19 protein-coding genes are annotated in these 25,203 nt (G+C 33.7%); 15 read left to right on the top strand and 4 right to left on the bottom strand.

The window, feature by feature from the left end:
* Positions 1-104: 104 nt before the first annotated feature.
* The 7 genes from V6M85_RS01615 to V6M85_RS01585 all read left to right on the top strand — a co-directional run bounded on the left by V6M85_RS01615 (position 105) and on the right by V6M85_RS01585 (position 10,185).
* Positions 105-1,028, top strand: coding sequence for a hypothetical protein (locus V6M85_RS01615; protein WP_338602148.1), 924 nt, complete (start codon positions 105-107; stop codon positions 1,026-1,028).
* On the top strand, positions 1,025-3,673 hold the full coding sequence (locus V6M85_RS01610; RefSeq protein ID WP_338602146.1) for a tubulin-like doman-containing protein: 2,649 nt from the start codon (positions 1,025-1,027) through the stop codon (positions 3,671-3,673). Before V6M85_RS01615 ends, V6M85_RS01610 begins: the two co-directional genes overlap by 4 nt.
* A complete protein-coding gene (locus V6M85_RS01605; RefSeq protein ID WP_338602144.1) occupies positions 3,657-5,864 on the top strand; it encodes a hypothetical protein in 2,208 nt (735 codons plus the stop codon). The genes V6M85_RS01610 and V6M85_RS01605 overlap by 17 nt, the downstream gene beginning before the upstream one ends.
* Entirely contained in the window at positions 5,851-6,882 is a 1,032-nt protein-coding gene (locus V6M85_RS01600) for a hypothetical protein (protein WP_338602141.1), read from the top strand. The genes V6M85_RS01605 and V6M85_RS01600 overlap by 14 nt, the downstream gene beginning before the upstream one ends.
* Complete coding sequence (locus V6M85_RS01595) at positions 6,875-7,573, top strand: hypothetical protein (RefSeq protein ID WP_338602139.1); 699 nt, start codon at positions 6,875-6,877, stop codon at positions 7,571-7,573. The genes V6M85_RS01600 and V6M85_RS01595 overlap by 8 nt, the downstream gene beginning before the upstream one ends.
* A gap of 399 nt (positions 7,574-7,972) precedes the next feature.
* A complete protein-coding gene (locus V6M85_RS01590) occupies positions 7,973-8,896 on the top strand; it encodes a sodium:calcium antiporter (RefSeq protein WP_338602136.1) in 924 nt (307 codons plus the stop codon).
* Positions 8,897-8,931: 35 nt separating this feature from the next.
* Positions 8,932-10,185: an APC family permease gene (locus V6M85_RS01585; protein ID WP_338602133.1), complete on the top strand. Its 1,254-nt coding sequence runs from the start codon at positions 8,932-8,934 to the stop codon at positions 10,183-10,185.
* A gap of 96 nt (positions 10,186-10,281) precedes the next feature.
* Here the strand turns inward: V6M85_RS01585 and V6M85_RS01580 are convergent, their stop codons facing one another.
* A complete protein-coding gene (locus V6M85_RS01580; RefSeq protein WP_338602130.1) occupies positions 10,282-12,987 on the bottom strand; it encodes a glycoside hydrolase in 2,706 nt (901 codons plus the stop codon).
* 960 nt (positions 12,988-13,947) lie between these two features.
* Between V6M85_RS01580 and V6M85_RS01575 the strand changes: the two genes are divergently transcribed.
* From V6M85_RS01575 to V6M85_RS01555, 5 genes are read left to right on the top strand one after another with little or no spacing between them, the layout of a single operon-like run.
* On the top strand, positions 13,948-15,417 hold the full coding sequence (locus tag V6M85_RS01575) for an extracellular solute-binding protein (RefSeq protein WP_338604531.1): 1,470 nt from the start codon (positions 13,948-13,950) through the stop codon (positions 15,415-15,417).
* A gap of 8 nt (positions 15,418-15,425) precedes the next feature.
* The gene (locus V6M85_RS01570; RefSeq protein ID WP_338602127.1) at positions 15,426-16,304 is read left to right on the top strand and encodes a sugar ABC transporter permease; all 879 of its coding nucleotides are present in this window, start codon (positions 15,426-15,428) and stop codon (positions 16,302-16,304) included.
* A gap of 13 nt (positions 16,305-16,317) precedes the next feature.
* The gene (locus V6M85_RS01565) at positions 16,318-17,196 is read left to right on the top strand and encodes a sugar ABC transporter permease (protein WP_338604528.1); all 879 of its coding nucleotides are present in this window, start codon (positions 16,318-16,320) and stop codon (positions 17,194-17,196) included.
* Positions 17,193-18,299: an ABC transporter ATP-binding protein gene (locus tag V6M85_RS01560; RefSeq protein WP_338602125.1), complete on the top strand. Its 1,107-nt coding sequence runs from the start codon at positions 17,193-17,195 to the stop codon at positions 18,297-18,299. Before V6M85_RS01565 ends, V6M85_RS01560 begins: the two co-directional genes overlap by 4 nt.
* The gene (locus V6M85_RS01555; RefSeq protein WP_422398110.1) at positions 18,296-20,155 is read left to right on the top strand and encodes a glycoside hydrolase; all 1,860 of its coding nucleotides are present in this window, start codon (positions 18,296-18,298) and stop codon (positions 20,153-20,155) included. Before V6M85_RS01560 ends, V6M85_RS01555 begins: the two co-directional genes overlap by 4 nt.
* A 43-nt stretch (positions 20,156-20,198) precedes the next feature.
* Here the strand turns inward: V6M85_RS01555 and V6M85_RS01550 are convergent, their stop codons facing one another.
* The 3 genes from V6M85_RS01550 to V6M85_RS01540 all read right to left on the bottom strand — a co-directional run bounded on the left by V6M85_RS01550 (position 20,199) and on the right by V6M85_RS01540 (position 23,277).
* Positions 20,199-21,620 carry an MFS transporter gene (locus V6M85_RS01550; RefSeq protein ID WP_338602120.1) on the bottom strand — a complete coding sequence of 474 codons (1,422 nt, stop codon included), beginning with the start codon at positions 21,618-21,620 and terminating at the stop codon, positions 20,199-20,201.
* A gap of 261 nt (positions 21,621-21,881) precedes the next feature.
* Positions 21,882-22,523, bottom strand: coding sequence for an MBL fold metallo-hydrolase (locus V6M85_RS01545; RefSeq protein WP_338602118.1), 642 nt, complete (start codon positions 22,521-22,523; stop codon positions 21,882-21,884).
* 136 nt (positions 22,524-22,659) lie between these two features.
* Positions 22,660-23,277 carry a haloacid dehalogenase type II gene (locus V6M85_RS01540; RefSeq protein ID WP_338602116.1) on the bottom strand — a complete coding sequence of 206 codons (618 nt, stop codon included), beginning with the start codon at positions 23,275-23,277 and terminating at the stop codon, positions 22,660-22,662.
* 454 nt (positions 23,278-23,731) lie between these two features.
* Here V6M85_RS01540 and V6M85_RS01535 point away from each other — a divergent pair, with 454 nt between their 5' ends.
* From V6M85_RS01535 to V6M85_RS01525, 3 genes are read left to right on the top strand one after another with little or no spacing between them, the layout of a single operon-like run.
* Positions 23,732-23,959, top strand: a complete 228-nt coding sequence (locus V6M85_RS01535) for a hypothetical protein (protein WP_338602114.1) — start codon at positions 23,732-23,734, stop codon at positions 23,957-23,959.
* Positions 23,952-24,467 carry a DNA-binding protein gene (locus V6M85_RS01530; protein ID WP_338602112.1) on the top strand — a complete coding sequence of 172 codons (516 nt, stop codon included), beginning with the start codon at positions 23,952-23,954 and terminating at the stop codon, positions 24,465-24,467. The genes V6M85_RS01535 and V6M85_RS01530 overlap by 8 nt, the downstream gene beginning before the upstream one ends.
* A gap of 4 nt (positions 24,468-24,471) precedes the next feature.
* Positions 24,472-24,702, top strand: coding sequence for a hypothetical protein (locus tag V6M85_RS01525; protein ID WP_338602109.1), 231 nt, complete (start codon positions 24,472-24,474; stop codon positions 24,700-24,702).
* Positions 24,703-25,203: the final 501 nt, after the last annotated feature.

Raw genomic sequence — 25,203 nt, 5'->3', positions numbered from 1 at the left:
TTAATTTTGTCTTGGAATCAATGTGTAGTATAAATTTTAAATTCTGTTACATTATGTAATATCTAGGACCTTTAATGAGATTTAAAATTTTGCCCTTACTTATTATGATTTCAATTTTTTCTTTAGTGCCTTCTGCAATTATCATTAACTCACAAACAACAAGTAGCAGTTGGATTTCAAGTATCCAAATTTATGATGTAACCACTGCTAGTAAAGTTATTAACACCAGCGAGCTAATAGCCGGAGATACTTATAACGTAACATTAGATATCTCTGTTCCCTTCTCCAATCCCTCAAACTTGTTTTATATAAGTTTGAACCCGGTGTTACAAAGGTATGGAGCTCAATTTTGGTATATATTAACTCCAACATATCAAGGTTATAACGCCACAAATTTCAAGCCGACTAGCTATACTGTATCGTTTACGCAATATACGGGTACATTAGTGGTCTCAGTTGTCTTCACAATTCCTTCAAATCTGACTGAAATAGGAGAATTAAACGGGATCGTTCTACAAAAACCTCAACAGATTAACATCGTGAGCATAACAGTAGGGGAAAGCACAGTGGGGCAATATACGCCTACTATAGTATCTCAGGAAATTTTAGAATATAATCAACTATATTCTAAGGCATTAACCCTCATTCAGACGGGTCAAATAAGTTCACAATATAAGGCATTAGTACAATCCATATTAAACAACGCTTCTGCACTTTACTCTCAAGGCTTAGTATCTCAAGCTATTTCGGAATTGGAAGTAATCAACCCGTCATATTTTCCATCTCCACCTAGCTATACTATTACTTATGCTGTAATAGGTGTTGCAGTGGTATTAGCAATAGTTGCTGTCTTTGGGTTTATCATGTATACTAGAGCTAAAGGTAATTATGATGAGTTAGACAGGAAAACTAAAGATATAATAAAAGAACTTTCATCAATGAAAGTTGTAGCAGCAAGATATGATAAAAATCTAGCAGAAGAGATAGAAAAGCTAATAAACAGTCTAAGCAAAGGTAGAAGTAGATGAGCGTAAAAGCTTCTAGGTATTCATCAGTTCACATAGTAGGTTTGGGTGGAACTGGAGTTAACATACTTCAGCGATTAATAGAAAGTGAAAGATTTTTAGATTTCATCTCATCGGAGGATTCATCTATAGCTTTACTAGGAATAGATGTAGCTGATGGGGATATTGACGCGTTAAATAGGGCTGCTGCGGAAATTAGACAAAAATTAGCATCTAAGGGAATACCCATTGATAGATTTTGGTTATCAACGCTCAAAATTAGATTTAATACGCCTGACACATTATACGACTTCCTAACTAAATTTGATAAATATTTAGCTAGCGAGGGAATAAGAGTAAAGAACTATATGCCATGGATTTCTAGAGCTACAATGATTCCACCGTTAGCTGGTGGAGTAGGAAGAATGAGGGCCTTAAGTAAGGCGATATACAATCTGAATTATTATTATTTAACTGAGGTTAATAACGCCATAGAATTGTTCAAGGATAAGGTGGTGAGATCTGTAAAGACTCCTGTCGTAGTTGTAGTGTTTGGACTCGGTGGTGGTACTGGAAGTGGTATGATCACTGATTTTATAAGACATCTTAGAGCTAAATTGGGAAATGGTATTCCAATTATTGGTTTAGCGGTATTACCCAGTTCTGCAGATGACGCCAACGCTAGAGGAATTTCTTCTTTTATGGCACTTAATGAATTAGAACTGCTATTCAATACAGAACTTAATAAGAGGATTGTGGAAATTTATGGAAATGCGTATGAGAATAAGTTCTCTGCTTTATTCTTCGTACCATTAGATTTAGTGTATAACATAAAGGGAAACTTAGTAGAGGCTAAGAAGGAACTTGACGAGGCAATAGTGGATATTCTATACATGCTGATGCATTTTGATTTGGCAGATCTACTTAGTAGCGTAGGTACAAATAACGTTTTTACTGAAAACTGGGTAAACTCCATAGGATTTTTGAAAATAAGATATCCCGTAAGTGATTATATTGGTTATGCCAAAAAACTATTGGAACTGGTTAAGGTTTCTGGAAGGTTTGTAAAGGAAAGTAAGGACATATTTGACATGATTAATAAAATGTTTACTTATGAATATGATGAGTTAGTTAATATCTTCAAACAATCTGAAATTAATACTGGAGAGTATAATCCGGAGTTATTCCAGAGTAAATTAAATGAAATAATCGAGGGTAGAAATTATGAGCCTACAATAAAAATGCAGATAAGATCTGTTATGGATTACACTCAATACTATGCTAAGAAGTTCATATCTGCATTAAACAATATTAGGTTCGAAGAAGATACAATAGAAGGATCAGCAGTAAGCTTAGAGTTAAAGGAATTAAACAAAGCTAATGAGTTAATAAATAACTATGAAAATTTAAATAAGAATATACTAAATGAAGTGAGAGAGAGAATAAGGGCAGGAAAGAACTTTACTACAACTCAGAGGGAAGTCATGGAATCCGCAGTAGATTTCAGCAATTTAGTTATTTCCTTAGTGTCCACAATAAAAAGTTATGTAAAGGCCAAACTATTGGCAGATGATTTGACTAGAAGAAACTTGCAAATACCAGATAACATGAAAACTAGAATAAATGAGATAGCAGAGAGAGAGCTAAACGCATTAAGTCAATTATTCCAAGTATTAACAATGTCGCCTGAGAAGCAGGTGAAGATTTTAGATGAGGCAATATCTAGGCTAATTGACTTATTAGAGTCGTCAGAGAATAGGATTAGAGATGCCGAGAATCAATCGTTAAGTGTAGAAAGGGAAATACAGAGACTAACAAGCGAGAAAGAAGAGCTAAAGAAGGAATACAATAAGATAAGAATAGACTTCAGTGGGAAGAAAAAGAGAATTGCTGATGCAATTGCTGATATAGACGCTAGAATATCATCACTCACTAAGATCAATGAGGAAAATAAACAGACATTAGATAAAATAAAGGATTTCTATAACTCACTAAAGACTTTGAAAGACAAACTAGATGTTAACAAACCATATAGAGCAAATTTATTGACTTTAGTAAACCTAGAAAGAGAGCTAGTTTCCATCCTTAGCAACATAACTAGAACTACAAAATATTATGAAAAAGTTGTCGAACTAAGTGAATATGAGCAAAATAAGATTATAGAAAAAATCTTGATGGAAGATCAGAGATTAGATAAAGGAGATAACAACGTGTTAAAGGAGATTTTAGATAAGAAGAGATTTAATGAGATAATGGATAGCTTGATGAGAGTATTTAGAACTCCTTCATATGCAGGGTTCAATAACAATTATAAGACTGATTTCATATGGGTAACAGTTAGCATACCTGAAGGTTTATGGGATATGGATCTTCAGCAAAGACTAATGAACATTCTAAGCTCTAACATACAGGTTGAAGCTAGCAAAGCTATTTCAATCAGACAAACATCCCAGATAGAACCTTGGACCATATCGATAATGGTAGTATATGCTAAAGGAACGCTAAAGTACTTAGAAAAATATAATAACATGATAAAAGACGTTGAGGCCTTTAAACCTAATGAAAAAATCCTATTCAGAAGCTTCCTATTAGAACAAGGAATTTGGGACTTAGATACGTTTATTAAAGAGCTAAAGAAAGAAGAAATTGAACATGAGCAGTCACACTAAGAAAATCTACGAAGAGCTTACAATAAGTGTCCTTTTAGCGATCTCGACATTTGTTTTTTTATTTGAAATACCTCTTCTTACGCTAGTATTTATAATAGTAATTCCAATAGCGATGTTCCTTTTAGGTATATATAGAAATACGTTATATGCAACTGGGTTAGAGGCGTTTATTGTAATTGTTAGTATAATATGGCAAAGTATGGGCTTTATTTCGAATAGTTTAAGTTATGGACCGGGATTGTTAACTAAACCCGGAGAGTACTCTGCAGTATACATATATACAATATTGTTGATTGTGATGATATTCATAATTCTTTTATACATGGTTGATCCTGTCAACCTTTCAGTAGGAGTTTTAGCAGGCGCATTAGCCTTAACACCTGCATTCTTCCTAAGCCCAATCTTAATTATATTCCCTAAAATAATGAATAGAAATGCCCCTGTCCATAAACCTCTTTTAATATACTTATCGATTCTCTCTCCGTTACTTTTCCTAAACGCGTTAATTGCTGGGCCAAAAGTTTCATTTAGTACTGTAGCGTTCTACCAATTGTCATATTTGGCACATAATCTTAGACCCAGTATAACTAGTGTTAATGTATTCATAAGCGGATTTCCTCCAAACTACTCATATCCGCAACCAATTTTCTTTAATTATCCTTTAGATAAGTCAGTAGGGATAATAGAAGCGATTATACTCCTTGGTTTAGCATATTATATATCCTACATTATTTCAGACACAATAATGAAGGTATTTGTAAATAAGATATACATAAACGAGTATATAAGAAATCTTATAGTTTACTTCAATCCCGCTGAAGAGAATCTAATATTAATACTGTTTTTCATAGCCTTTTTGTTAGCGTTTTCAACTCAGATGAGCGGAATAGTGATAGGCCTCACAATACTTTCAACTATTATTTTAGGCGCATTATTCTCATTTTTAACAAGTATATTAGGTAGCCAAGAAGCCATATTTACACTGAAAACTAGTTTACAAAACAAGCTTCAAGATCTATCATCGCTAATTAAAAAGGGAATGGAGAACTTATCTCTAATTAATATACCTACTGAAAACACGGAAAAAATTAGGCTTAAGATAAACGAATGCAACAATTTTTACTCATCTGTTTCAAATTTAGTTCAAACCGCTAACGAAAGATTACTGAGAAATTGGAATAAAGAGGCGGACGAGTGCATCAAATCCATTTCCTCATTTGATAACGCGTTTAAGAACATTCTGCTTGACGAACTTAATAACATAAAGTCATTAGTGGAATCTGGTAACTCGGTGCTAAAAGATATAAAATTAAAAATATCTCTACCTCAAATTGAAGTAAAGCCTAATTATGATATAACGCAGATAATTAATGAATATAAATTAATAATTTCAAATTTGAGAAAATCATTAGAGGATCTATATAATTTATACATAGAGAACGCTAAGGCTTTTAATAAGCTGATGGGTATAGATCAAGCTCCTCTTGATGTACCGAATCCAGTTATAAGATTAGATAGGGGAGACTTTGAAGGAGCAATAAAAATAATAACTGATTATTGGTATAAATTCGATACCCTTCATAGAGCAGAATTTAAAGAGAAGATAGATAGACTGTCTAAAAGTATACTTGAACTAGTAGAAACATTATCCTACTGGAATAATAGTGAGGATTTCATAAACCAGCTAAGAGATATTAGTGGACAAATAGAAGATGTTAACCCATCAAATGCCTTACTCCTATTAAATAACTTGAATACTTTGATACAGGTCTATAAGGAACTCATTGAAAAGGTTCGTAAGGAAATAGAAGACGTTAGTAGGATCAGTAATGAGTACAAGCAATTTGAGTTTAAGGTTCCTAGTGAGTCTAAGTTATTATCTGAGTTAAGTATAAAGGATAATGTAAGCACGATAGAAGAATACGTAACACTAATAAATAATTTAACGGCTTTCCTCAAGAGACATATAGACTACTTAAAACAAGATGAGCAACAATTGCTCATCATATCATTATATCCTATTGCTGATTACGTTATTACCAAAATTCTAAATGAAGATAAGGAGGTTTACCTTGATGAATTACCTTTTACTAAGCCAATAGCTAATTTATATGCTAGGTTGTATTCTATCCTTCATGATAACGTAAAATATGATGAAGATAAGGAGGTAATAAAATATGCCAAAATGTAAAAATGGGCATGAAATGAACCTAGCTTCTACTTGTTCCATATGTGGACAACCAATAGATTATTATGCTTCATTATACGAATTAACACATTTCCCTAAAATACAATATAAGGTAAATGATATTGTGATTTACGTTGGGGTAACCCCATATAGAATATCAAACACTCTTCTCATAGATCTTAATGACGAAGAGAAAATTGAACAAAATAAAATAGTCTTGAAATTAATAAGCGGTGGAACGTGGCAGGATTACCTAGATCAGTATAAAGAAAAATTAGCAAGAATTTTTGACGTACTTGGAGTAAATGAAACAAAGAGGAAACTGATAATTTTGAACGCATCACACCCACTTTCACCTTTGGTTATATCATTAATAAATAGTAATGCAATATTTCTAATAATTTTACCAGAAGAGAATGAACCGCTAATATATTTAGATACTGCATACAACACGGTATTTGAAGCATCTAAGAAAAAAGAACCCATCATTCTAGTTACAAAAGGTATTGTCGAAAAATTTAGAGCATTCTATCCAGATACGGGTATAAGTTATGGAATAGAGGGATTTCTAAAAATATTTAAGTATTTATATGATAACTACGACAGACTGTATAACTTCTTTAAAGTTTCTCTGAAGTTCAATTCTCAACCATTCTTCCCATTTAGCTACATAATAGGTGGAACAATGCTAGTTTTTAAAGATATACAAAGTGTATTTAGCGTTATAGACGTACAAAAAACCATTGAGTTTGATGAGAACGCGTCAAATACTCTATTACTAGTTAATATTAGTCCCAAGGAGTTAAAAGAACAAATAGAGAAACAATATAGAACGTATATTTCATCCAGATTTAGAGATATAATCTATAATGATATAATCTTCATTGAGAGTCCGAATAGTAGAGTGACTAACGATATATTCAATTTAATAATGTTTTATGGAGTTTCCAGCATAAAAGGATTAGAGTATCTTTCTAAGTCTCATGAATTATTCACAAAGAGAGTGACCCAAAATGCTTAACCTAAAAGTATTACGAGTTAGACAACAAAATAAAATATATACAAATTGTGAGTTAACAATAAATTCGTTTTCGATTAATGTTGATTGTTATAGAAAGAGAATTATGGGACCTGCAACGAGAATAAATGTCTTGAACTATACTTTTGATAGAAACTTTTCACCACAATTTGATAATGATAAACTAATTGTGAATGATGTAATCGTTTTCTTAAAAGATCAGAATGACATTAGACTCATAAATGATGAAATCAGATCAGAGATTCTTGGGTTATTAAAGCAAGAGTTAATAGAACCAGTAACTACAATCGCAAAGGAGAGAATTAAAGGACTGAAACTTATAGATGAGTATAATGCAAAACCCGATCTATCCATTTTACTAGAATCAAAAGATCCCACGTCGTCGATATCTGATAGTATAAATAAGAATATCTTGAGAATAGAAGAGGTATTAAAAGGTTACAATAATGATGTTGTTCAGGTTTACAAGGATAGGATCTTTGGACTAGTGTACTTGCTCTCTAAAATCTTGGAATACATGATTGAAAATGACGATACTAATGCAAGAAAGGCTAAGGAATTGTTAGCAAATCTCCTAAACATACCATTATCGGAATTAGAAAAAATATTATATAATGCGATATATAATGTAGATTCTATAGTTGAGATTCTATTAAATTACGCTCTACGATAAAAGAAAACAAGCTATAAAGTGCTAACTTGCAAAGTATATACATAGTTTAGCACACCCTTTTTTAAGAGGATAATATAAGCCCATGTAAATTTTTAAACACTCAAAAAGTCCTTTGTGGTGTATTTGTAAGCTATCTGTTTGGAAAGCTCTTTTTACTATAAAGAGAATATGATGAGGTAACTGAAGCTTTGAAAAACCTCACAAAGTACTCAAAAAATTAAAAATATCTCTTTTCGTTTTATATTTTTACAGCAATATAAAACAGTAGAGATATATTGCAAATAGTCCATAGGGAACCTTTCATAAATGTAACAGCCTAGAAAATTTTGTATTTTTATAATAAGGTTTACTCTCTGTCAAGTTAAACTTATAGGGTGTTAAGCTCTAACTTAACATATAATGTTGCTATTTTGGCTAGAATTTATAGGAATCTTTATAGCTATTTTCATTTCAGCTGAACTATTAGCTAAAGGTGCTGATGAGCTAGAGGATTCTTTAGGCCAGGGCCTAACTGGGGGAATAATATTAGGTTTGCTTACAGCGTTACCAGAGACAATTTTCGTTATAGTTGCCTCACTCAGTGGTAGTTTTGATATAGCATTAGGTTCAGCAATAGGTGGTAATATACTATTATTTACATTAGGAATAGGATTAGTTGGAATAGCCTATATAATAAAATGGAAATCTTCTTTGGAAATCTCTACTGAATATAGTGTTGAAAATAAGTTTTTGACATTGTCAACCATAGCAATGATAATAATATTGATTTATGGTAAACTTGACTTCATTACTGGCATTATACTTATCTTGATCTATGTAGCTTATGTTACGTACAGAGTATTGAAATTCAATGGTAATAAAAGGGAAAAAGTTGAGGGTAATTTTAAGAGGCCTATGCTATATATACTCAGTGGAGGTATCTTATTAGTTATTTTCTCTCACTATTTTGTAGGATATATCGAAACCTTAGCTAACATGTTTAACGTTCCTGAAATATGGCTCTCGTTAGTTATTTCTCCGATAGCTGGAGAACTTGAGGAGAAATTATCAGCATTTAGGCTAATTCAACTATCTAAAAGTGGTGGCTCTCTTTCAATTTTGAGCTTTGTTGGAAGCAAGATAGAGAACGCTACCATATTGCTAGGAATAATAGGCTTATTTACTGATTATTCTTTATATTCCGCTTTACCGGAATACATTTCGGCATTAGTTGCAAACGCCATTGCGTTATACGTGCTTCTTGACAAGAAAATTAGCCTTATCGAATCAATAATTTTACTTACCATTTACATGATCATCATAATTTTTTCTCTATATTTATAAGTGATTTTTTAAACCCGATATAGCCATGTATGTCCGTGAGTAAGAGAAAACTTTCAATTTTTGAAGCGTTTTCCTTATCATTTGGTGGACAAGCACCTTTCACTTCAATTATAACATTTGGTACTATAGGACTAAAGCTTGGAGGTTCATTTTTAACAATAGCTACAATTGTGGGTACTATTCTAGTTTTAATAAATGGCCTAGTGATATACAGATTATCCCTAAGGTATACTCAGCATGGTGGATACTTCACATATGCCTTTTACTCTCTTACAGAAAGGTTAGGACTAATAACGGGATGGGCATTTTTGTTATATGCCTTTTCTTATGGTGGTACTCTCTTAGCTGGGTCAATATACATTATAACTAGTTACCTTAACGTAAATCCAGATTTAATAGCATTTCTCGTATTATTGTTCTCTGCCTTTCTCGTAATTAAAGGATTAGATATTTCAGTGAAGTATGCTGAATTCATAAGTATTGCAGAGATAATTGCGATAATTGTAAGTTCAATAGCGTTATTAATAAAAACCCAAGTTACATTTAATTTTAGTATCCCTGCTAACCCATTCCTAGTAATCTTGTATGCAATAGGAATGCCTATAGGATACGGTAACTTAAATCCAATGAGTGAGGACATAAAAGATGCTAAAAAGATTGTAGGAATCATAACTGTTATCGTAATACTTCTAGGTGGATTATTATCTGCATTTTTATTCTACGCGTCAGCACTATATGGTAATGATCTTATAGATATTTTACTAAAGAATGTAGGATTCATATTCCCTTATTTGATTTTCTCGGCTCTTAATGGGGGAATATTAGGTGGAATAGCGTACATTATCGCGATGTCAAGAATACTATATGCTATGGCATTAAAACACTTCATGCCATCAATCATAGCTAATATAAAAAATGCTAGACCTTTCAACGCAGAAGCTATATCGCTTCTCATTTACGTTTTAATAATATTCCTTTCAACTCATTTTGCAGGACTTTACAACACGTTCTTTGTGCTTGGAGGACTAACTGTATTAAGTTATCTGATAATTTCTTTATCAGCCGATCTCTCCTTGTTAAGGATAGCATTAAAGAAAATGAGAAAGAGAAAAATGGAGATACTTTTAGCTATCTCGTCAGCAGTAATGTCAATAATAATTCTAGTATATGCAATACAAGAAAATAGCCCTATCATTAACTATATGTTCTTTGCTTGGATAATCATAGGGTTTATTTACGCTGAAGTGCTTGAAATGATTGGAAATGGGGAAGACGAAGACAAGAGATGAATTGAAGATCAGCATCTATAGTTGAAGTCCCAAAAAAGGAATCTTTATCCTTGAGAACAAATAATGAAAATATTGGACATTAAAAGAACTTTAAGACTAACTGTGACTTCTCTTTAGCATGATAAGCTCTATAACCATTATTAAGACTGCAATAACACTTAAACCAACTATGAGGTAGGTTTCGGTACTGCTTGAAGAGGAAATCGTACTAACTGTAAATTGATACTGAGCTATCAGAAAACCATAACTGTTAATCGGAATTAATGTTAGACCCATGTCTGCTGAGGTGACGGGAGAATATAAGGCTATTTGTATTTGACTACTGGAATTGAGGTTAGATAATTTTAACTTGAAATCAGTTTTACCATAATTCAAAATTGCTGGTATCTCTATCCGTTGTTGACCATTATTGTAGCTAATAACCAACGTTAAGTGGATCGAACTATTAATTCCATTATATACTGTGAATTTTAGAGTATTTCCACTTATTTTTATATTCTCTAATTTAATAAGGTTAAACTGCTTCTTTACCATTGAGACTATGGTAGAGGTGTACAGTAACGCTTGTTCTTTAAACCAGTTTGGTCCAAATGCTGGAGGACCAGTCTGCCATGTCCAATCACTACCTTCGGCTACATATAAGTAATTCCATAATGTATCAACTAGTCCAGTAGAATTTGGTGTTTTATCAAATGGTAAGTAAACCGTTGGTGAGATATTATCACCGACTAAGATAGTATAAGCCACTAAGTATTCTCTAGCTACCGAAAGATTCTGCCATATTTCAGTTTTTCCAACATATCCATTATTCCAGTAGTTCAAGTTGAGATCCCATGAATTCACCGGTAAGTTTGTTATTACGCTATATGGCTTATGAGTAGCAATTGCCTCACTTGCCGTTTGAGTAATTAACCATTGCCCTTGATATTGCGATAGAGCTTGGTAAATTGCGTACAAATCAGCAGGACCAGTAGTTGGATTGAAAATTAAAGGATTCTCACCATCTAACGCTACAGTAACTATACTACCCGGATTATTCATATAAATTTGAGCAAGTTGTTGTATGAGTTCTTGGGCGGTAAGCTGAGGAGATTGGCTAAAGAACTTGAAGCCGAATTCGTTAGATAGTGTGGTATTTCTAAATAAAACTATAATAGTCTGACCTAAGTTATTTTCTACAATAAAAGGTTGATCTGGATTTAATGAACCTTTGACTAACGTAACATAAGGCAAAAACGCTTGCTGATCTAGTATGGTAAATGATATATTGCTTTCATTATATAAACCTACTAGGTCCATGTCAAAGGCCATTTCAGGCGTCCACGTACCATTAGCCCAAACACCAAAAACTTCATGAGTGAGATTTTCTCCCATTCTTATTTGAGATAAGACATCACTCCAGTAGCCGTCTTGAAGTAATAACGGTTGTAATGGGTGATAAAAGGGTACCGTCAGAACCTCGACCTTACCTTCATCTATTAAGCTCCTATAGAGACTAAGAGTATAATTTACAGCCTCAATATCATGTAAAGTATTTATTCCGAAATTAGAAGTAAAGGTAGCGTTTTCTTCATGAAGTATTGTCTCCCATTGATATAATAAAACTGGCGTAAAATCTATGGTAACGCTAACGTTAAATTGGTTTAGTAATAATGCTTGTAATTCGTAAGCACCCACCAAACTTCCATTCCATTCAAAATCTTGACCAGTATGTAACCAAACCCAAGGTTGCTCCCAACTACCATTTGGCGCTATATATAAGGGCTGATGCATATTCCAAACTATCACTAGACTTAGCGGTTTTTTACCAGTGACATTAAGAATGTAGAGAGCTGGCAATACAGCCTCTCTTTGTAGAGATCCATTAACATATATGTCTAGAGAAGGGTAATATATACCTTGCGGGATTCTAGATGTATCTAAGGTCACCATTACTAAATTATAGCCCGGCTTTAGTAAGGTAGAATAATTATATTGATTACCTGCTACTTGTATTGAAATCAGTGAATTAACTTCTTGGGGTAGTCCATTTTGCAGATATAAGGAAATACTTACCTTTTGCCCCTCAACATAAACGAATCTATCATATGACGAGTTAATGAATTGGATATACGAATATACATCTTGTATGGCAAAATTTTGACCTGATGCGTTATGATACCATTCATTTAATGTTAAGTCATGATAAACCCATTGAACCCATTGTCCTGGTTTAAAGGGGCCTATTATGATAGTGTAATTGCCCCACAATGGGTTATACGACATTAACTCATCTGTTATATTGGTCCACGGTAAGCCAGTTTGAGGGCCAGTGGTTAATCCATAATGAATATCTATCATATCTGGAGCTCTTCCCACTGTAGTTATTAATATTGATCCGTTTTGTAATACCGTAGCATAAGTTTGCCCCACATTAGGCGGATTAACCTCTAGATTCCAGTTCCAGAAAGGATGATTATCGTAATTTATCCACTCCCCAGTAGTATTATCATAAAATACCCAGGCTATCCAAGTTCCATTAGGAAAAGGCCCTATTGACGCGCTGAAATTTTCACCATTCCAAGTCATTATAGCATTAGATATATTTATCCATGCTTGCTGAGGTCCATTTTCTATTCCATAATGTAAAATTACAACGTTGTTTTGCGGTAAACCGGAAATGTAGATTGTCACAATACCGCTATTCGTAACATTAAAATTTACGTTCACAGTTTGCGACGATGCTATCAAGAAAACTGTTTGAGTAACTAATCCTATTATTAGTAATATTGTTAATGAACTTTTTATGGGAATACCTCGCATGGAAGAAAAGATGCTAATTTATCATTATAAACTTTTCTTTTATAAACCTATATATTTTTTTATATGTATTGAACGATTCCAAAAAATTACATAAGATAAGACATAGCGTCGTCACGAAGGTTTAAATTTTTGCATAAGGTAGTATGACTTATAAGTGAGAGAAATAGGAAGAGGGTAGTAAGTTTGTTCATAGGAGAGATATTTTATGTTCTTCTTGCGGTGGTCATTATGTTGCTAAGAAGGATAAGGTTAAAGTAAGCGAGAATACTTAATGCAGGAATAATGATAAGCAATTTATTGAAAATGGTAAGCGTTATTATCATAAGGGAGCTGGCTAAGAAGGCTTTCTAAAAGTGGATTTTCACATGTTCTGTCTACTTGAATAAGGGAATGTAAGTAGTTTTCTCCGTTGGTGATACTGATAATAAGACCTTCAACGAGATAAGAAAATATTTTCCTAAATATAGGGCGTGGGTAAGTGATGATTATAACGCGTATTATTGGTTACCTAACCACGTTGTAATATCACCAGTGAATCCAAACGAGGGATTACTTCTCATTGAGGGATAATCTAGCTAGATTAAAACGTCGCATAAAGACTGTTAATAGAAGTCTAGAAGTGTTGATGTAATCAGTAGCCCTAGTATTATGGGATAAGGGCATAATCCCAAAACTTATAGCCTGATGATCACACTAAGAGATAAAAGAACTTTTTTAATTATAATTGGATAAATATCCGCAATATAACTTCCAACTAATAAAAATGAAATCAATTATCATTATAGACAATTTAAGACATAAACATAAGCAAGGCTTTTATAACTGTGTAAAGAAAAATAAAGCAGAGGTGCCTCAAGGTTGAGAAAGAAATTGAAAATAAATAGGGGAATTTCGAGAACAATACTAGCTATAATAATAGTTGTGATAATAATAGTAGCTATAGGAGGCATATATGCGTATATGAGCATGCGACATTCATCACCTGTTTCCTCTACAACTTCATCATCGGTATCTACAACTTCTTCCTCAACTACATCTTCAATTAACTTGAACACTACCAATCCACAAGCTCTAATGAGTTTAGTAGGTCTTACATCGCCACCTTCTACACCAGTTACTATAACAGTATGGAACAGTTATAGTGCCTCAGAAAACCAAGCTTTTAATGAGACCTTAAGTCAATTTGAGCAGGAGTTCCCATGGATACATGTTCAAGTAACATACGGCGTTGGAGTAGGTGTTTCGCAATTTGAAACAGCAGCAAAAGCTGGACAAGCACCGATAGTATATAGAGATAGTAGTGATTCGGGTGGTGCGTTATTTGCAGCAGGATTAGTATTAAATCTTTCACAATATTTACCGCCTAGCATAACATCATTATATGTTCCAACTGCAATAAAAGATTGGGAATTGAACGGCTCTTTATATGGACTTCCAGATAATGTAAACTATATTGTTATGTTTTATAATAAGCAATTCGTTCCTTATCCACCTAATACGACTGCACAATTAGTTCAAATAGCTGAATCCGTTAATAAAACATATCACATATGGGGAATAGCATATGGAGCTGGAGATGAATATGGCTATAGATTTGCCGCTTGGTTCGCAGGATTTGGAGGACAAATATTTAGTAATAATAATGGTAAAGTTATGCCAGCTTTGAATAGCACCGCGATGATTAACGCGTTGAACTTCTGGTACAATTTAACATATAATCTTAAGGTTAACTACTTAGCTCCTTCTACTGGTGCAGGAGGTGCAGAAGGACAATTATTCGTAGCAAATAAAACGGCTATCATATTTGATGGACCTTGGGATCTAAACACTTATTTGCAAGCTTTAGGACCTAATTTAGGAGCTGCTCCACTTCCAGTGGTTAGTCAGACTGGATTAAGAGCAGAACCGTTCATAGGATCAACTGGATTTTTAATATCTACACCTCAAGCAAGCGGGGCTACTCCACTGCAAATTAAAGCGGGCATAATATTCGCTCTATTCTTTACTAATTACGAAGCTGACCTAAGATTGTGGGAAGTTGCCCACGATATACCTGCTAATTTACAAGCCTATAACGAAGCTCTAACTCAATTAAAAGAAGGAATGTTACAACCAAGTTATTTAAATCAGATAATGGAAGGTATATTGGAGCAAGCACAATATGGTCAGCAATTTCCTAACATACCCCAAATGGCCTACTATTGGAACTCATTCCATCAATATGCTAGTGAGTTCTTTGCAAGTAAGATAAACGCTACACAAGCAGCTCAAGGGATGGAACAAGCATTCGTGCAAGCGCTTGTACAAAATGGCCTATTATCGCAAATTTTACCACTGCCTATAATTTCACCTTTGCAATATTTACTAATAGTAGTTTCGATAATATTAACTCCGATGGCAACCTTAATACTACCTAAAAGAAGGTGGTGATCTAAAAATTGAAAAAAGAAAAGATATATTCTCTTTTTTATATAGTGCCAATAATTGCAGTTACATTGTTTCTTTTCATATTTCCACTGATATATTCTGTGTACATTTCATTCACGAATTTAAGCCTATTGCACTTTCTACGTTATAATTATGTTGGACTAGAAAATTATGTTATAATATTTAAGTACGGTTACTTCTTTGAATTACTATCAAACACGTTAATATGGACTATTGGTAGTTTAGTAACTATGATGGCTTTGGGGTTCGTATTAGCTTTAATACTCAATCAAACTGACCTTAAAGGAAGATCAGTATTTTACGCTATTCTGATATTACCCTGGGCATTTCCCGGATTTATATCAATTTTAATATGGCAAGGGTTATGGGTGGATCCCTACGGAATGATGAATAAGCTGATTTTACCTATGCTTCATTTACCTAAAATAAATTCACTTACCTCAACCACAGACGCATGGATAGAATTGATAGTTACTAATGATTGGCTTTCCTTTCCATATTTTATGACGGTATTTTACTCGGCTCTTCAAAGTATACCGAGAGAACTATATGACATTGCTGATTTAGATGGGGCCAATGCGTTTACTAAGTTCTTCACAATAACTTTACCTTCGCTCAAAAGAACGTTAGCTTTTGTATTTATAACTAGTTTCGTATTTACCTGGAATAATTTCTATCCAATTTATATCCTGACTGGCGGAGGTCCAGGGACCTCAACCGAAACATTTATAGTGTACGCCTATCAAGAAGCGTTTAGTTATAATAATTTCTCTCTAGCTGCAGCTTGGTCAATAATATCAACAATTTTTGTAATTATCTTAGGTATAATTGTGATCAAGTATACACGAATTTTGGACTCATTTGCTTGAGGTGAATTTCGTGATGGGAATTAAAAAATATAAATTATTCAAAATTTTAAGATTATTTATATCTTATCTAGTATTAATAGTAATGGCAGCATTTTCCATATTTCCCCTATATTACGTTTTTATGACCTCATTTAGTAATGCTCCTAACATAATTTCCTTAGCTATTTCAGATTTATTACCTAAGCATATTTACTTCACAGCTTACAAATATCTACTTACTACCAACTTATACGGGGGGTCTTTTGCACTATGGACTAGAAATAGCCTAATTCTAGCTTCATCAACTGCAATTATCTCTGTACTGCTAGCATTACTAACGGGGTATGCGTTATCTAGGCTAGATGTACCAGCTAAGAAGATCTTAGCAACATTTATTTACATTGTTACCTTCTTTCCATATACAGCTACAGCAGTACCTCTTTATTTGTTATTTGCTAAACTCCATCTACTTAACTATATTGGACTAATATTAGCATATACTCCGGGAACTTCTATTTTTGCTGCATTCATAGCAAAGTTAAGTATAGATTCCATTCCTCCCTCATATGAGGAAATAGCTATGGTAGATGGGCTATCTAGATTTGGAGCCTTTTTAAGAATAGTTATGCGGTTAGCATTGCCAGTTGTAGCTTTAACTGCTTTATTGGGTTTTAGTGGAGCTTATCTAGACTTTGCATTAGCTTACTCATTTCTTTTGCCTAACGTAAAAGAATGGACTGCTACAATAGGGTTATATTACATGGCAGGACTATTAAATCAAGCCAGCGCTCCAGCATATAATATATTCGCAGCTGGAGCAGTAATTATGGGTATACCATTAATGGCACTATTCATAGTTTCGCAGAGAATGATGACTCGTGCGTATAGTAATCTGGCAGGTGTGAAACAATGACCAGTTACGTAAAGTTAGAAAACATTTGGAAAGAGTATGAAGAAAAGAAGAAGAAAGTCGAGGTACTTAAGGGAATAAATCTTGATATCGAAAAAGGAGAATTCGTTGTAGTTTTAGGACCATCAGGTGAAGGTAAGAGTACAATTTTAAAGATAATATCAGGCTTGTTAAAGCAAGATAAAGGGCATGTATATCTAAGAGGAGAGTTGGTTGACGACTTACCGCCTAAAGATAGAAAAGTAGCGATGGTTCCACAAAATTATGCTATATATCCGTTTATGACAGTTTATGATAACATAGCATTTCCATTAAAGATATTACATATATCTAAAGAGGAAATACGAAAAAGAGTACTAGAAGTTGCACAGATGTTAAGAATAGATAACTTACTAGATAGAAAGCCTAGCCAATTAAGCGGAGGACAGATGCAAAGAGTTGCAATAGCACGAGCCTTGGTTAAGGGGGCAGATATAATATTAATGGATGAGCCATTATCTAACTTAGATGCCCAGGTGAGAGTAGTAGCAAGAGAAGAACTGAAACAACTTCAGCGTGAGCTTAAGCCTACAATAATATATGTAACACATGATCAAGTGGAAGCTTTAAGCTTAGCCACCAAACTTGCAATACTCCATAGTGGTATTATTCAGGCTTATGGTGATCCTATGGATATTTATAAAAGACCTAATAATGCCTGGGTAGGTGGGTTTTTAGGGAACCCGCCAATGAACTTACTCAAGGGGGAGATTCAAGGAGATTCAATAGTTATAGAAAATTATAAGATAGAAATCCCAAGGGAATATAAGAGTTTAGTTAAAAATGGCCAGAAAGTCATAGTGGGGATTAGGCCAGAAGATTTGGAAATCGCAGATAAAGGGGTAATGGAAGGAACCGTAGAAATGGTAGAGGAATTGGGACCATATAGCATTATTCATGTAAAGATTGGTGAAAGTGTGATCAGAGTTTTGGAGAAGTCCCTATCTAGGAGGGAAAGGGGTGATAATGTAAAAATCCTTATGGACACTGATAAAATAGCACTTTTTGACGCTATAAGTGAAAGAAATCTTTTACTTGAAGATTCAGAAAAAGTGAAAGAAAAGTGAGAAAACGAATTATAGTTTTTTTATTAATTATTTCTATCTTATTTAACCATATAATACTTCTATCTAATACCCAAGTGCAGCAATACAACTCACCCTCGTATCTCCTATTAAATAATTGGGATAATCAGTCAATTTGGGTCGTGACTGGAGTACCTATACCAAATCCGCAACTTAACGGCTTCCCCATTTTTAACACGTCTGTAAGAAATATTTACGTTTCTAATAAAGGTATACTAAATGTAAGCTTAAACATTAATATTGAAACCAAATCAGCCTTCTTAAATCTTAATAATACGATTATCCTAGTATCTAATAAAGGAAATATCTCCGTGTTAATGCCCCCTAAAACTCCTTATGTGTTACTCCTTTTAAAAATGAGTAGTGGCTCTTCTATAATAATTTCATCAAATACAAGTATAGTGCAAATTAATAGAGACACTCTACTCATTAATGAAAGCCCTCAAATTTTCATATACACAAATACTAGTTACAAAATCGAGAAAAATCTCCTTAACTTAAGTATAAATGAAGGAAAATGGTTCGTCGAATTAAGTATCGGCAATATTCCAAATCGTAATATATCTAATTTAATTAAATTAAATGATTATGAAGTATCAGAATGGCTTAACGCGTCTAAACTTCCAAAATTACCTCATGCTCTTCTAAGAGAGTATTATCTTTCCCTTTTGTTGATCAAGGACGACCAAAACCCATATTTAGGAACATTTGCTGCGTCTCCTAGTCCTATCTATTTGTATTCGTGGATAAGAGATTCTGCTTTTAGTGCAATTGCCCTACAAGATGCTGGTCATTACCAGTCTGCATTAAAGTTTTGGCTTTGGATGAGTAATGCCGTGCAAATACAACCGGGTGTGTGGTATACAAGATACAACTTTTATAATGGTCAACCTGACACATCATTTGGGATAGACGAGTTAGACAGTATAGGATTATTTGAGCTAGGTGTTTATAATTACTATATACTTACCAATAATATTACCTTTCTAAAGCAAATATTACCGACAATAAATAAAAGTGTCGAATATCAAATTACTGAAATAAACCAGTCTAAATACCATTTGCTTCCTCCAGATCTTAGTGTGTGGGAAGACAGAAACGCATATCATTTCTGGACTGAAGCTATTAATGATATAGGATTAGAGAGTGTAATTAAAATATATGAGATTCTTGGCATTAACGATTCTTCTATAGTTCTAGCAGAGCGAGAATTAAATGAAAGCATACTAAATCACTTCTGGAATAATAATTACTTCGCGTCCGCATTAGGCACCTCCGTAATATTTGAGAATGGTAAAAATGAAATAGTTCTGTCCCCAGAACCACCCTCAATAGATGCAGCAACGTTGCTACCAATAGATCTAGGTTACTTATCTCTTTCCTCAAATTATAGTGTAAGTAATTTTAATACAGTAGTGAGTGATCTTAATAGAAGTGGTGGTCTAGCTAGATTTCCAGATGATCTTTATCATTACTCAGAGTATCTTTATGACAGTAGTGGACCTGAACCGCCTTGGATAATCACCACCTTGTTTGAGGCCTTATATTTAGAAAAAATAGGCAAGGTAAATGAAGCTTTAAATATATTGTACTGGACATATGACCACTCACAAAATGGTCTATTACCGGAGGCTTTGGACCCTAATACGCTATATCCGTTACCTACCACTTCACCATTAACGTGGTCGTCTGCAATGTTCGTCATAGATGCTCTAAACTATCCCTCCACAGCTAATAATGAAACAAATGCGTCAATCACGATAATAATATTATTAATTGTAATAGTGCTAGCGGTAATAATTATAACATTATTTATGACTAGGAGAAGAAGAAAATGAAAGACAAGAGAATAAGAAGGAGAAACATTATCTAAAAAACTATTTATGGTTTATCTGAGAGTTTTTCTCTAATCTCTTTACCTCTAATTGCTGAGAATATTAAGGCTAATATTAAGATCCCCAATGAAACATAGAATGCGGATTTTAGCCCAGTTAAAAAAGCTGAAGCTACACCGCCTATAAGGTTTGAAGTGCCTAAGAAGACTTCAAATGCAACATATCTAGGAACTACAACCGAAGAGATACTTATAGCTATTGTATAACTTAATATAGTTCCTATGTTCGATAGAGTTCTAGCTAAACCAGAAGCTCCACCATAAAAGCCTCTTGGAGCATTTGCCATTATTGCACTGTTATTTGCCGGAAAGAATAGTGATGAACCTAAACCACCTATAGTTGATGCTAATATGATAACGAAAAGTGGAGTTGTTAATGTTAGATTTAGGTAGATCAATATGGCACCTATCATTAAAGCCAAACCAATGGTAGCTGGTATTCTAGCACCTATCTTATCTGATAACCTACCAGTAAATGGCGAAACGAGGCTAGCTAAAACATATCCGGGCACTAATAAGAGAGATGCAGAGAATGGTGATAAGGCTCTAATCCCCTGCAAGTACATTATAATGATAAACGCAGTTGCAAGATACCCCGTAGTTTGCAAGAACGATGCTAGTAAAGAAAATGTGAAGACCCTATTGCTCTTAAACGCTCTTAAGTCAATAATTGGAAATTCTTGCCTTCGTTCGATTAAGAGAAAGATCAACAGAACAATTGCACCAGCAGATATGAACACAATATTCAACAATCTAATTCCATATCCAGCAATGTCAGCTGCACCATAAACTATTAATGATAGAGAAACGAGTAATGATGCCATTCCCGCAATGTCCAACTTAACCTTTCTAGTTTCAAGGGTTTTTATATACCTTAAACCTAAAATTATGGCAACAATCCCTATGGGTACGTTTATGTAAAATATGTACCGCCAACCTATAAAGGTAGTTATAAAACCTCCTAAAACAATTCCTAAGGTTGCTCCAGCATTCCAACCAATTGAAGTATAACCATACGCTCTCCCTCTTCTATTAGGAGGAAAGATATCAGCTATTATAGCGCCAGAATTTGCTTGTAGCATCGCAGCACCTATACCTTGAATACCTCTAAATGCTACGAGAGAGATTGCAGTGGGAGATGCACCACATAATGCAGAGCCTAAGGTAAAAATTGCAAAGCCTAGGTTGTAAAGTTTAGCTCTCCCATATATATCACCTAATCTACCTAATTGAGTCGTAAAAACTGCTATAACTAATAGATAAAGGATAATCACCCAGAGAATTGTAAATAGATCAGTATGTAGTTCCTCGACTATTGAAGGAATTGCTAAAAGTACTATAGTAGTATCAACTGCAGACATTAAGGTTCCCAATACAATAACCATAAGTGCCAAGTTACTTGAGTTCATAATTAACAGTTAACCCTCTAACTATTTATGTTTTCCATTAAATAATCCAAAAGCAATTGAGAGATTACATACCATCATCCCTAACCAATTCACGCTATGAATTCGTAGAAGGATTCCCACTTCTGTCCTTATTAAGGTACTCCGTGTAAGGTGATGCTTATTACAAATATTAGATTAAATCTTTATTAAGAAATTATAATAGTAAAACTTTTAATGCTTGACTCATAACACAATACTTTCTTAGTAATTTTAAGATAGTGTCTATACTAGAAATTTGAAGGAACTAATTCCATGAGATACATAGACCATGGATGGCTTAAATGACTTTATTTTCTCCACGCTCTTTAGCAATTCTTCGAAGTTTTCATAAATGTTAGGATATTTTAGACCATTTTTTGTGCCCTGCAGAGTATCTCCTACTAATATCGCATTTAATTCCGGTAAATAAATTGAAATTGAATCGTTAGTATGGCCAGGCGTTTTTACTATCTCAACTCCCTTAACTAGTTCTCCCTCCTCTAGGGTTAAATCAACGTTTACCCCATTGAATCTTCTAAATAGAAAAGGCTTTCCGATAGTAAATAAGAATTTCATTAATGAAGAATGAAGAACGGGTTCTCTAACCTTTCCATTCTTTAAATAATCAGAACCATTTTCATCGATTCCAAATTTAGCATCACCTATCAAGCTTTTTACCTCATAGGCTCCTCCAATGTGATCAACATGAGAATGGGTAAAGATAACATATTTTATTCTATTAGTATTCTTTCCCATCTTATTAATTGCCTCAATTATTGACCTCCCGCTTCCAGGAGTACCAGCGTCAACTAGAATCATCTCATTATCGTTAGTTTCTATTAAAAAAGACTTGACGAATCTTAACGGAATCTCATAAACCTTCATAAATTTAAATCCTACAAATAGGTAAAAACGTTTTTTTACCGATATTCACTAGTATCTTAGATCATTGCCCGAAAGCCCCTATAATACGCAAAGTATAAGCAAAAAGAAAAAGAGGGAAATCAAAGTAAATTAAGACTTATTTGGAGCTTACACGATATGAGAGCCATTCGTATAATTCTCTAAAGTCTTTAACCACAGCATCTGGTTCGTATCCTAAAGGATCCATAAGCAAGTTTCTTCTATTAACGTAAACAGCTTTCATCCCAGCATTCTTCGCTCCGATTACATCAAACGGATTTGATGAAACCAGATACGCCTCACTACTGCCTACGGCATTTAGAAAATACTTGTATACCTTTGGCGAGGGCTTATATTCTTTAACATTCTCTGCACTAAATATCCCTTTAAAGTAGTCCAGTATACCATTTCGTTCGAGATGTCTCCTAATCTCGTTCGATGAACCGTTACTTAGAACGTAAATTTCAGCGATCTTCGAGATCTCTCTTAAATAAGAGGAGTCTGGATATGCTTTCAGGTTATTCCACTTGTCTAGCTCCTCTTTAAATCTACTTTCCTCATTTCTGATTCTTAGTACATGTCTCAATGCCCTTTGTGTTATTTCTTCAAATTCCATATATTTACCCATTAGAGTTAGTAGCCACGTATACTCGAGCTGTTTACTTCTAAAATCATGCAAAATCGTTGAAGTATCTAGAATCGTTCCAAATAGGTCGAAAGCAAGTACAATCCTCATAATGTTAACATCCTATTTTTACTTAAATAAGCTTTGTTAGAGCAAAATTATAGCGTACTTTAAGTATTTAGGATAGTTTCGCTCTATCTGAGAATTCAAGTATAAGAGACGTTTCCTACATCAATCCAATCTATAATGAGATAAACCTAACAAATACCAAATGTGATAAATGAGGTTTATCAAGAGTTTTTAAAAACTTATTTAATTCAAATCATAGGATTCTGAAATTATGGGTCAACTGTAAATTGGATTCACTATCGAGACTTATTGAGGATTAAGAGGGAAATATGCCAAAAGGATTCTAGTGTGTGTATCATTTGAAAACTAGGCGATAATTCTATGAATAGTCCTGATAGAGAGAATAGCCTCAATTTTCAGAAAATCAACAAACTAAAAGGATTCTCTAAAATCCCTTATAGATAAAGCTCTTATCTCTATAATCTGAGTATTAATTATGGATGAGGAGAAAATTAAAGAACTACTAGAATACTACAAGGAAGCAAGAGAAATCAGAAGAAAATACGCAGACTGGAACTTCATAAAATCACAACAGCCTAAAATACGTATAGCACTAGAATATTACATAGAGGTGGGTGATCTTTATAATGCGTCAAAATTAGCTGGAATGTCAATGGATGAGTTTAACGAGTTAAGGATAAAGGCAGGGATTCCTAGTGTCTAATGCAGTAATGGATACATCATTTCTATTGGATTGGGTTAAATATAATAAAAACAGTCTAATTTTTCATATTTTCGATCTCATTTACATCACTGAGAGTGTTTTATCCGAGATAAGAAACGAAAAAGCTCTCCTATGGATTTCAGCCAATTTGGAAAGTAATAGAATTGCTATACTTCCAGAACTGCCTGATATCATTCAAAAAGCTAATTATCTGGTTACTGAAAGCAGAAGACTTCCGGTGAGACCATTAGATTTTCCAGAGTCTATTTGTTTAGTATACGGAAAAGTTCTCAACCTGGTAGTGCTTACAGAGAACGGTGCTGCGGTAGTAGCACCGTATTTTTATAACGAATATAAGGATGTGAAGGTCATGAGGGCATTAGATGTACTATATGAGCTGTATAAACAAGGTTATATAAAGGATTTAAGAAATGAAATTACCATATACTCTGAAGAGACTAAACACAAATTTGCTGAAAGAGATTTAAAAAGGTACAATCTAATTTAGAGTTATGGATGAGGAGAAAATTAAAGAACTACTAGAATACTACAAGGAAGCAAGAGAAATCAGAAGAAAATACGCAGACTGGAACTTCATAAAATCACAACCAGAAAATATAAGGAGAGCTCTCGAATACTACATAGAAACGGGGGATTTTAGAGGAGCAGCTAAAATGGCTGGAATGAGTGTTGATGAGTTCATAGAGTTCTCAAAGGAGAAAGCGAATATACCAACCGTTTAGAAATTCTATTGCAATATTGTATTTATTGACAAGTAACTGTATATTAGCTAGAGAATGGCTAAAATTTTATAATCTTTACTAAAAATAATACTAAAAATACTTGCTCCATTTGGGCTATACCAAATGAGACAAGGTTCTGGTAAAAAGGAAGGGGAGGTATTACTTTCAATTTAATGTAAGATTAAAAATTCCATTGTTTCCACTGGAATTTACGTAAACTAATTATCTAGTATTTTTCTGTTCAGATAACTGGAGGTTAACTTGACAAATTGCCCTAAAGTATTTCTAACCATAACACACAACGTCAAATTAGGGCAAAAGAAATAATTAACGCAATTTAGCTTTATATTTTATGCCTAAGCCTATTTCTTCTCCACCAAGTAAAAACTAAAAATAAACGCAAAAATATAGTATATTGCGACTTTATTCGCTATATATACATAAATAATACAAAATTTAGAGAAAAATTCCATTATAGTCTACTTCTTGTAGATTTAGTCC

Origin of the sequence: Sulfolobus tengchongensis, from assembly GCF_036967215.1 — an archaeon.
In the GTDB taxonomy this organism is placed as follows: Archaea; Thermoproteota; Thermoprotei_A; order Sulfolobales; family Sulfolobaceae; genus Saccharolobus; species Saccharolobus tengchongensis_A.
The sequence above is the reverse complement of the archived record's forward strand: the minus strand, read 5'-3'. Positions and strand labels throughout refer to the sequence as shown.

What these genes read in the sequence shown, in the direction of transcription:
- V6M85_RS01615 (WP_338602148.1), top strand. Translation starts at nt 105, where the DNA reads ATGATTTCAATTTTTTCTTTAGTGCCTTCTGCAATTATCATTAACTCA.
- V6M85_RS01610 (WP_338602146.1), top strand. Translation starts at nt 1,025, where the DNA reads ATGAGCGTAAAAGCTTCTAGGTATTCATCAGTTCACATAGTAGGTTTG.
- V6M85_RS01605 (WP_338602144.1), top strand. Translation starts at nt 3,657, where the DNA reads ATGAGCAGTCACACTAAGAAAATCTACGAAGAGCTTACAATAAGTGTC.
- V6M85_RS01600 (WP_338602141.1), top strand. Translation starts at nt 5,851, where the DNA reads ATGCCAAAATGTAAAAATGGGCATGAAATGAACCTAGCTTCTACTTGT.
- V6M85_RS01595 (WP_338602139.1), top strand. Translation starts at nt 6,875, where the DNA reads ATGCTTAACCTAAAAGTATTACGAGTTAGACAACAAAATAAAATATAT.
- V6M85_RS01590 (WP_338602136.1), top strand. Translation starts at nt 7,973, where the DNA reads ATGTTGCTATTTTGGCTAGAATTTATAGGAATCTTTATAGCTATTTTC.
- V6M85_RS01580 (WP_338602130.1), bottom strand. Translation starts at nt 12,987, where the DNA reads ATGCGAGGTATTCCCATAAAAAGTTCATTAACAATATTACTAATAATA.
- V6M85_RS01575 (WP_338604531.1), top strand. Translation starts at nt 13,948, where the DNA reads ATGAGCATGCGACATTCATCACCTGTTTCCTCTACAACTTCATCATCG.
- V6M85_RS01565 (WP_338604528.1), top strand. Translation starts at nt 16,318, where the DNA reads ATGGGAATTAAAAAATATAAATTATTCAAAATTTTAAGATTATTTATA.
- V6M85_RS01560 (WP_338602125.1), top strand. Translation starts at nt 17,193, where the DNA reads ATGACCAGTTACGTAAAGTTAGAAAACATTTGGAAAGAGTATGAAGAA.
- V6M85_RS01550 (WP_338602120.1), bottom strand. Translation starts at nt 21,620, where the DNA reads ATGAACTCAAGTAACTTGGCACTTATGGTTATTGTATTGGGAACCTTA.
- V6M85_RS01545 (WP_338602118.1), bottom strand. Translation starts at nt 22,523, where the DNA reads ATGAAGGTTTATGAGATTCCGTTAAGATTCGTCAAGTCTTTTTTAATA.
- V6M85_RS01540 (WP_338602116.1), bottom strand. Translation starts at nt 23,277, where the DNA reads ATGAGGATTGTACTTGCTTTCGACCTATTTGGAACGATTCTAGATACT.
- V6M85_RS01535 (WP_338602114.1), top strand. Translation starts at nt 23,732, where the DNA reads ATGGATGAGGAGAAAATTAAAGAACTACTAGAATACTACAAGGAAGCA.
- V6M85_RS01525 (WP_338602109.1), top strand. Translation starts at nt 24,472, where the DNA reads ATGGATGAGGAGAAAATTAAAGAACTACTAGAATACTACAAGGAAGCA.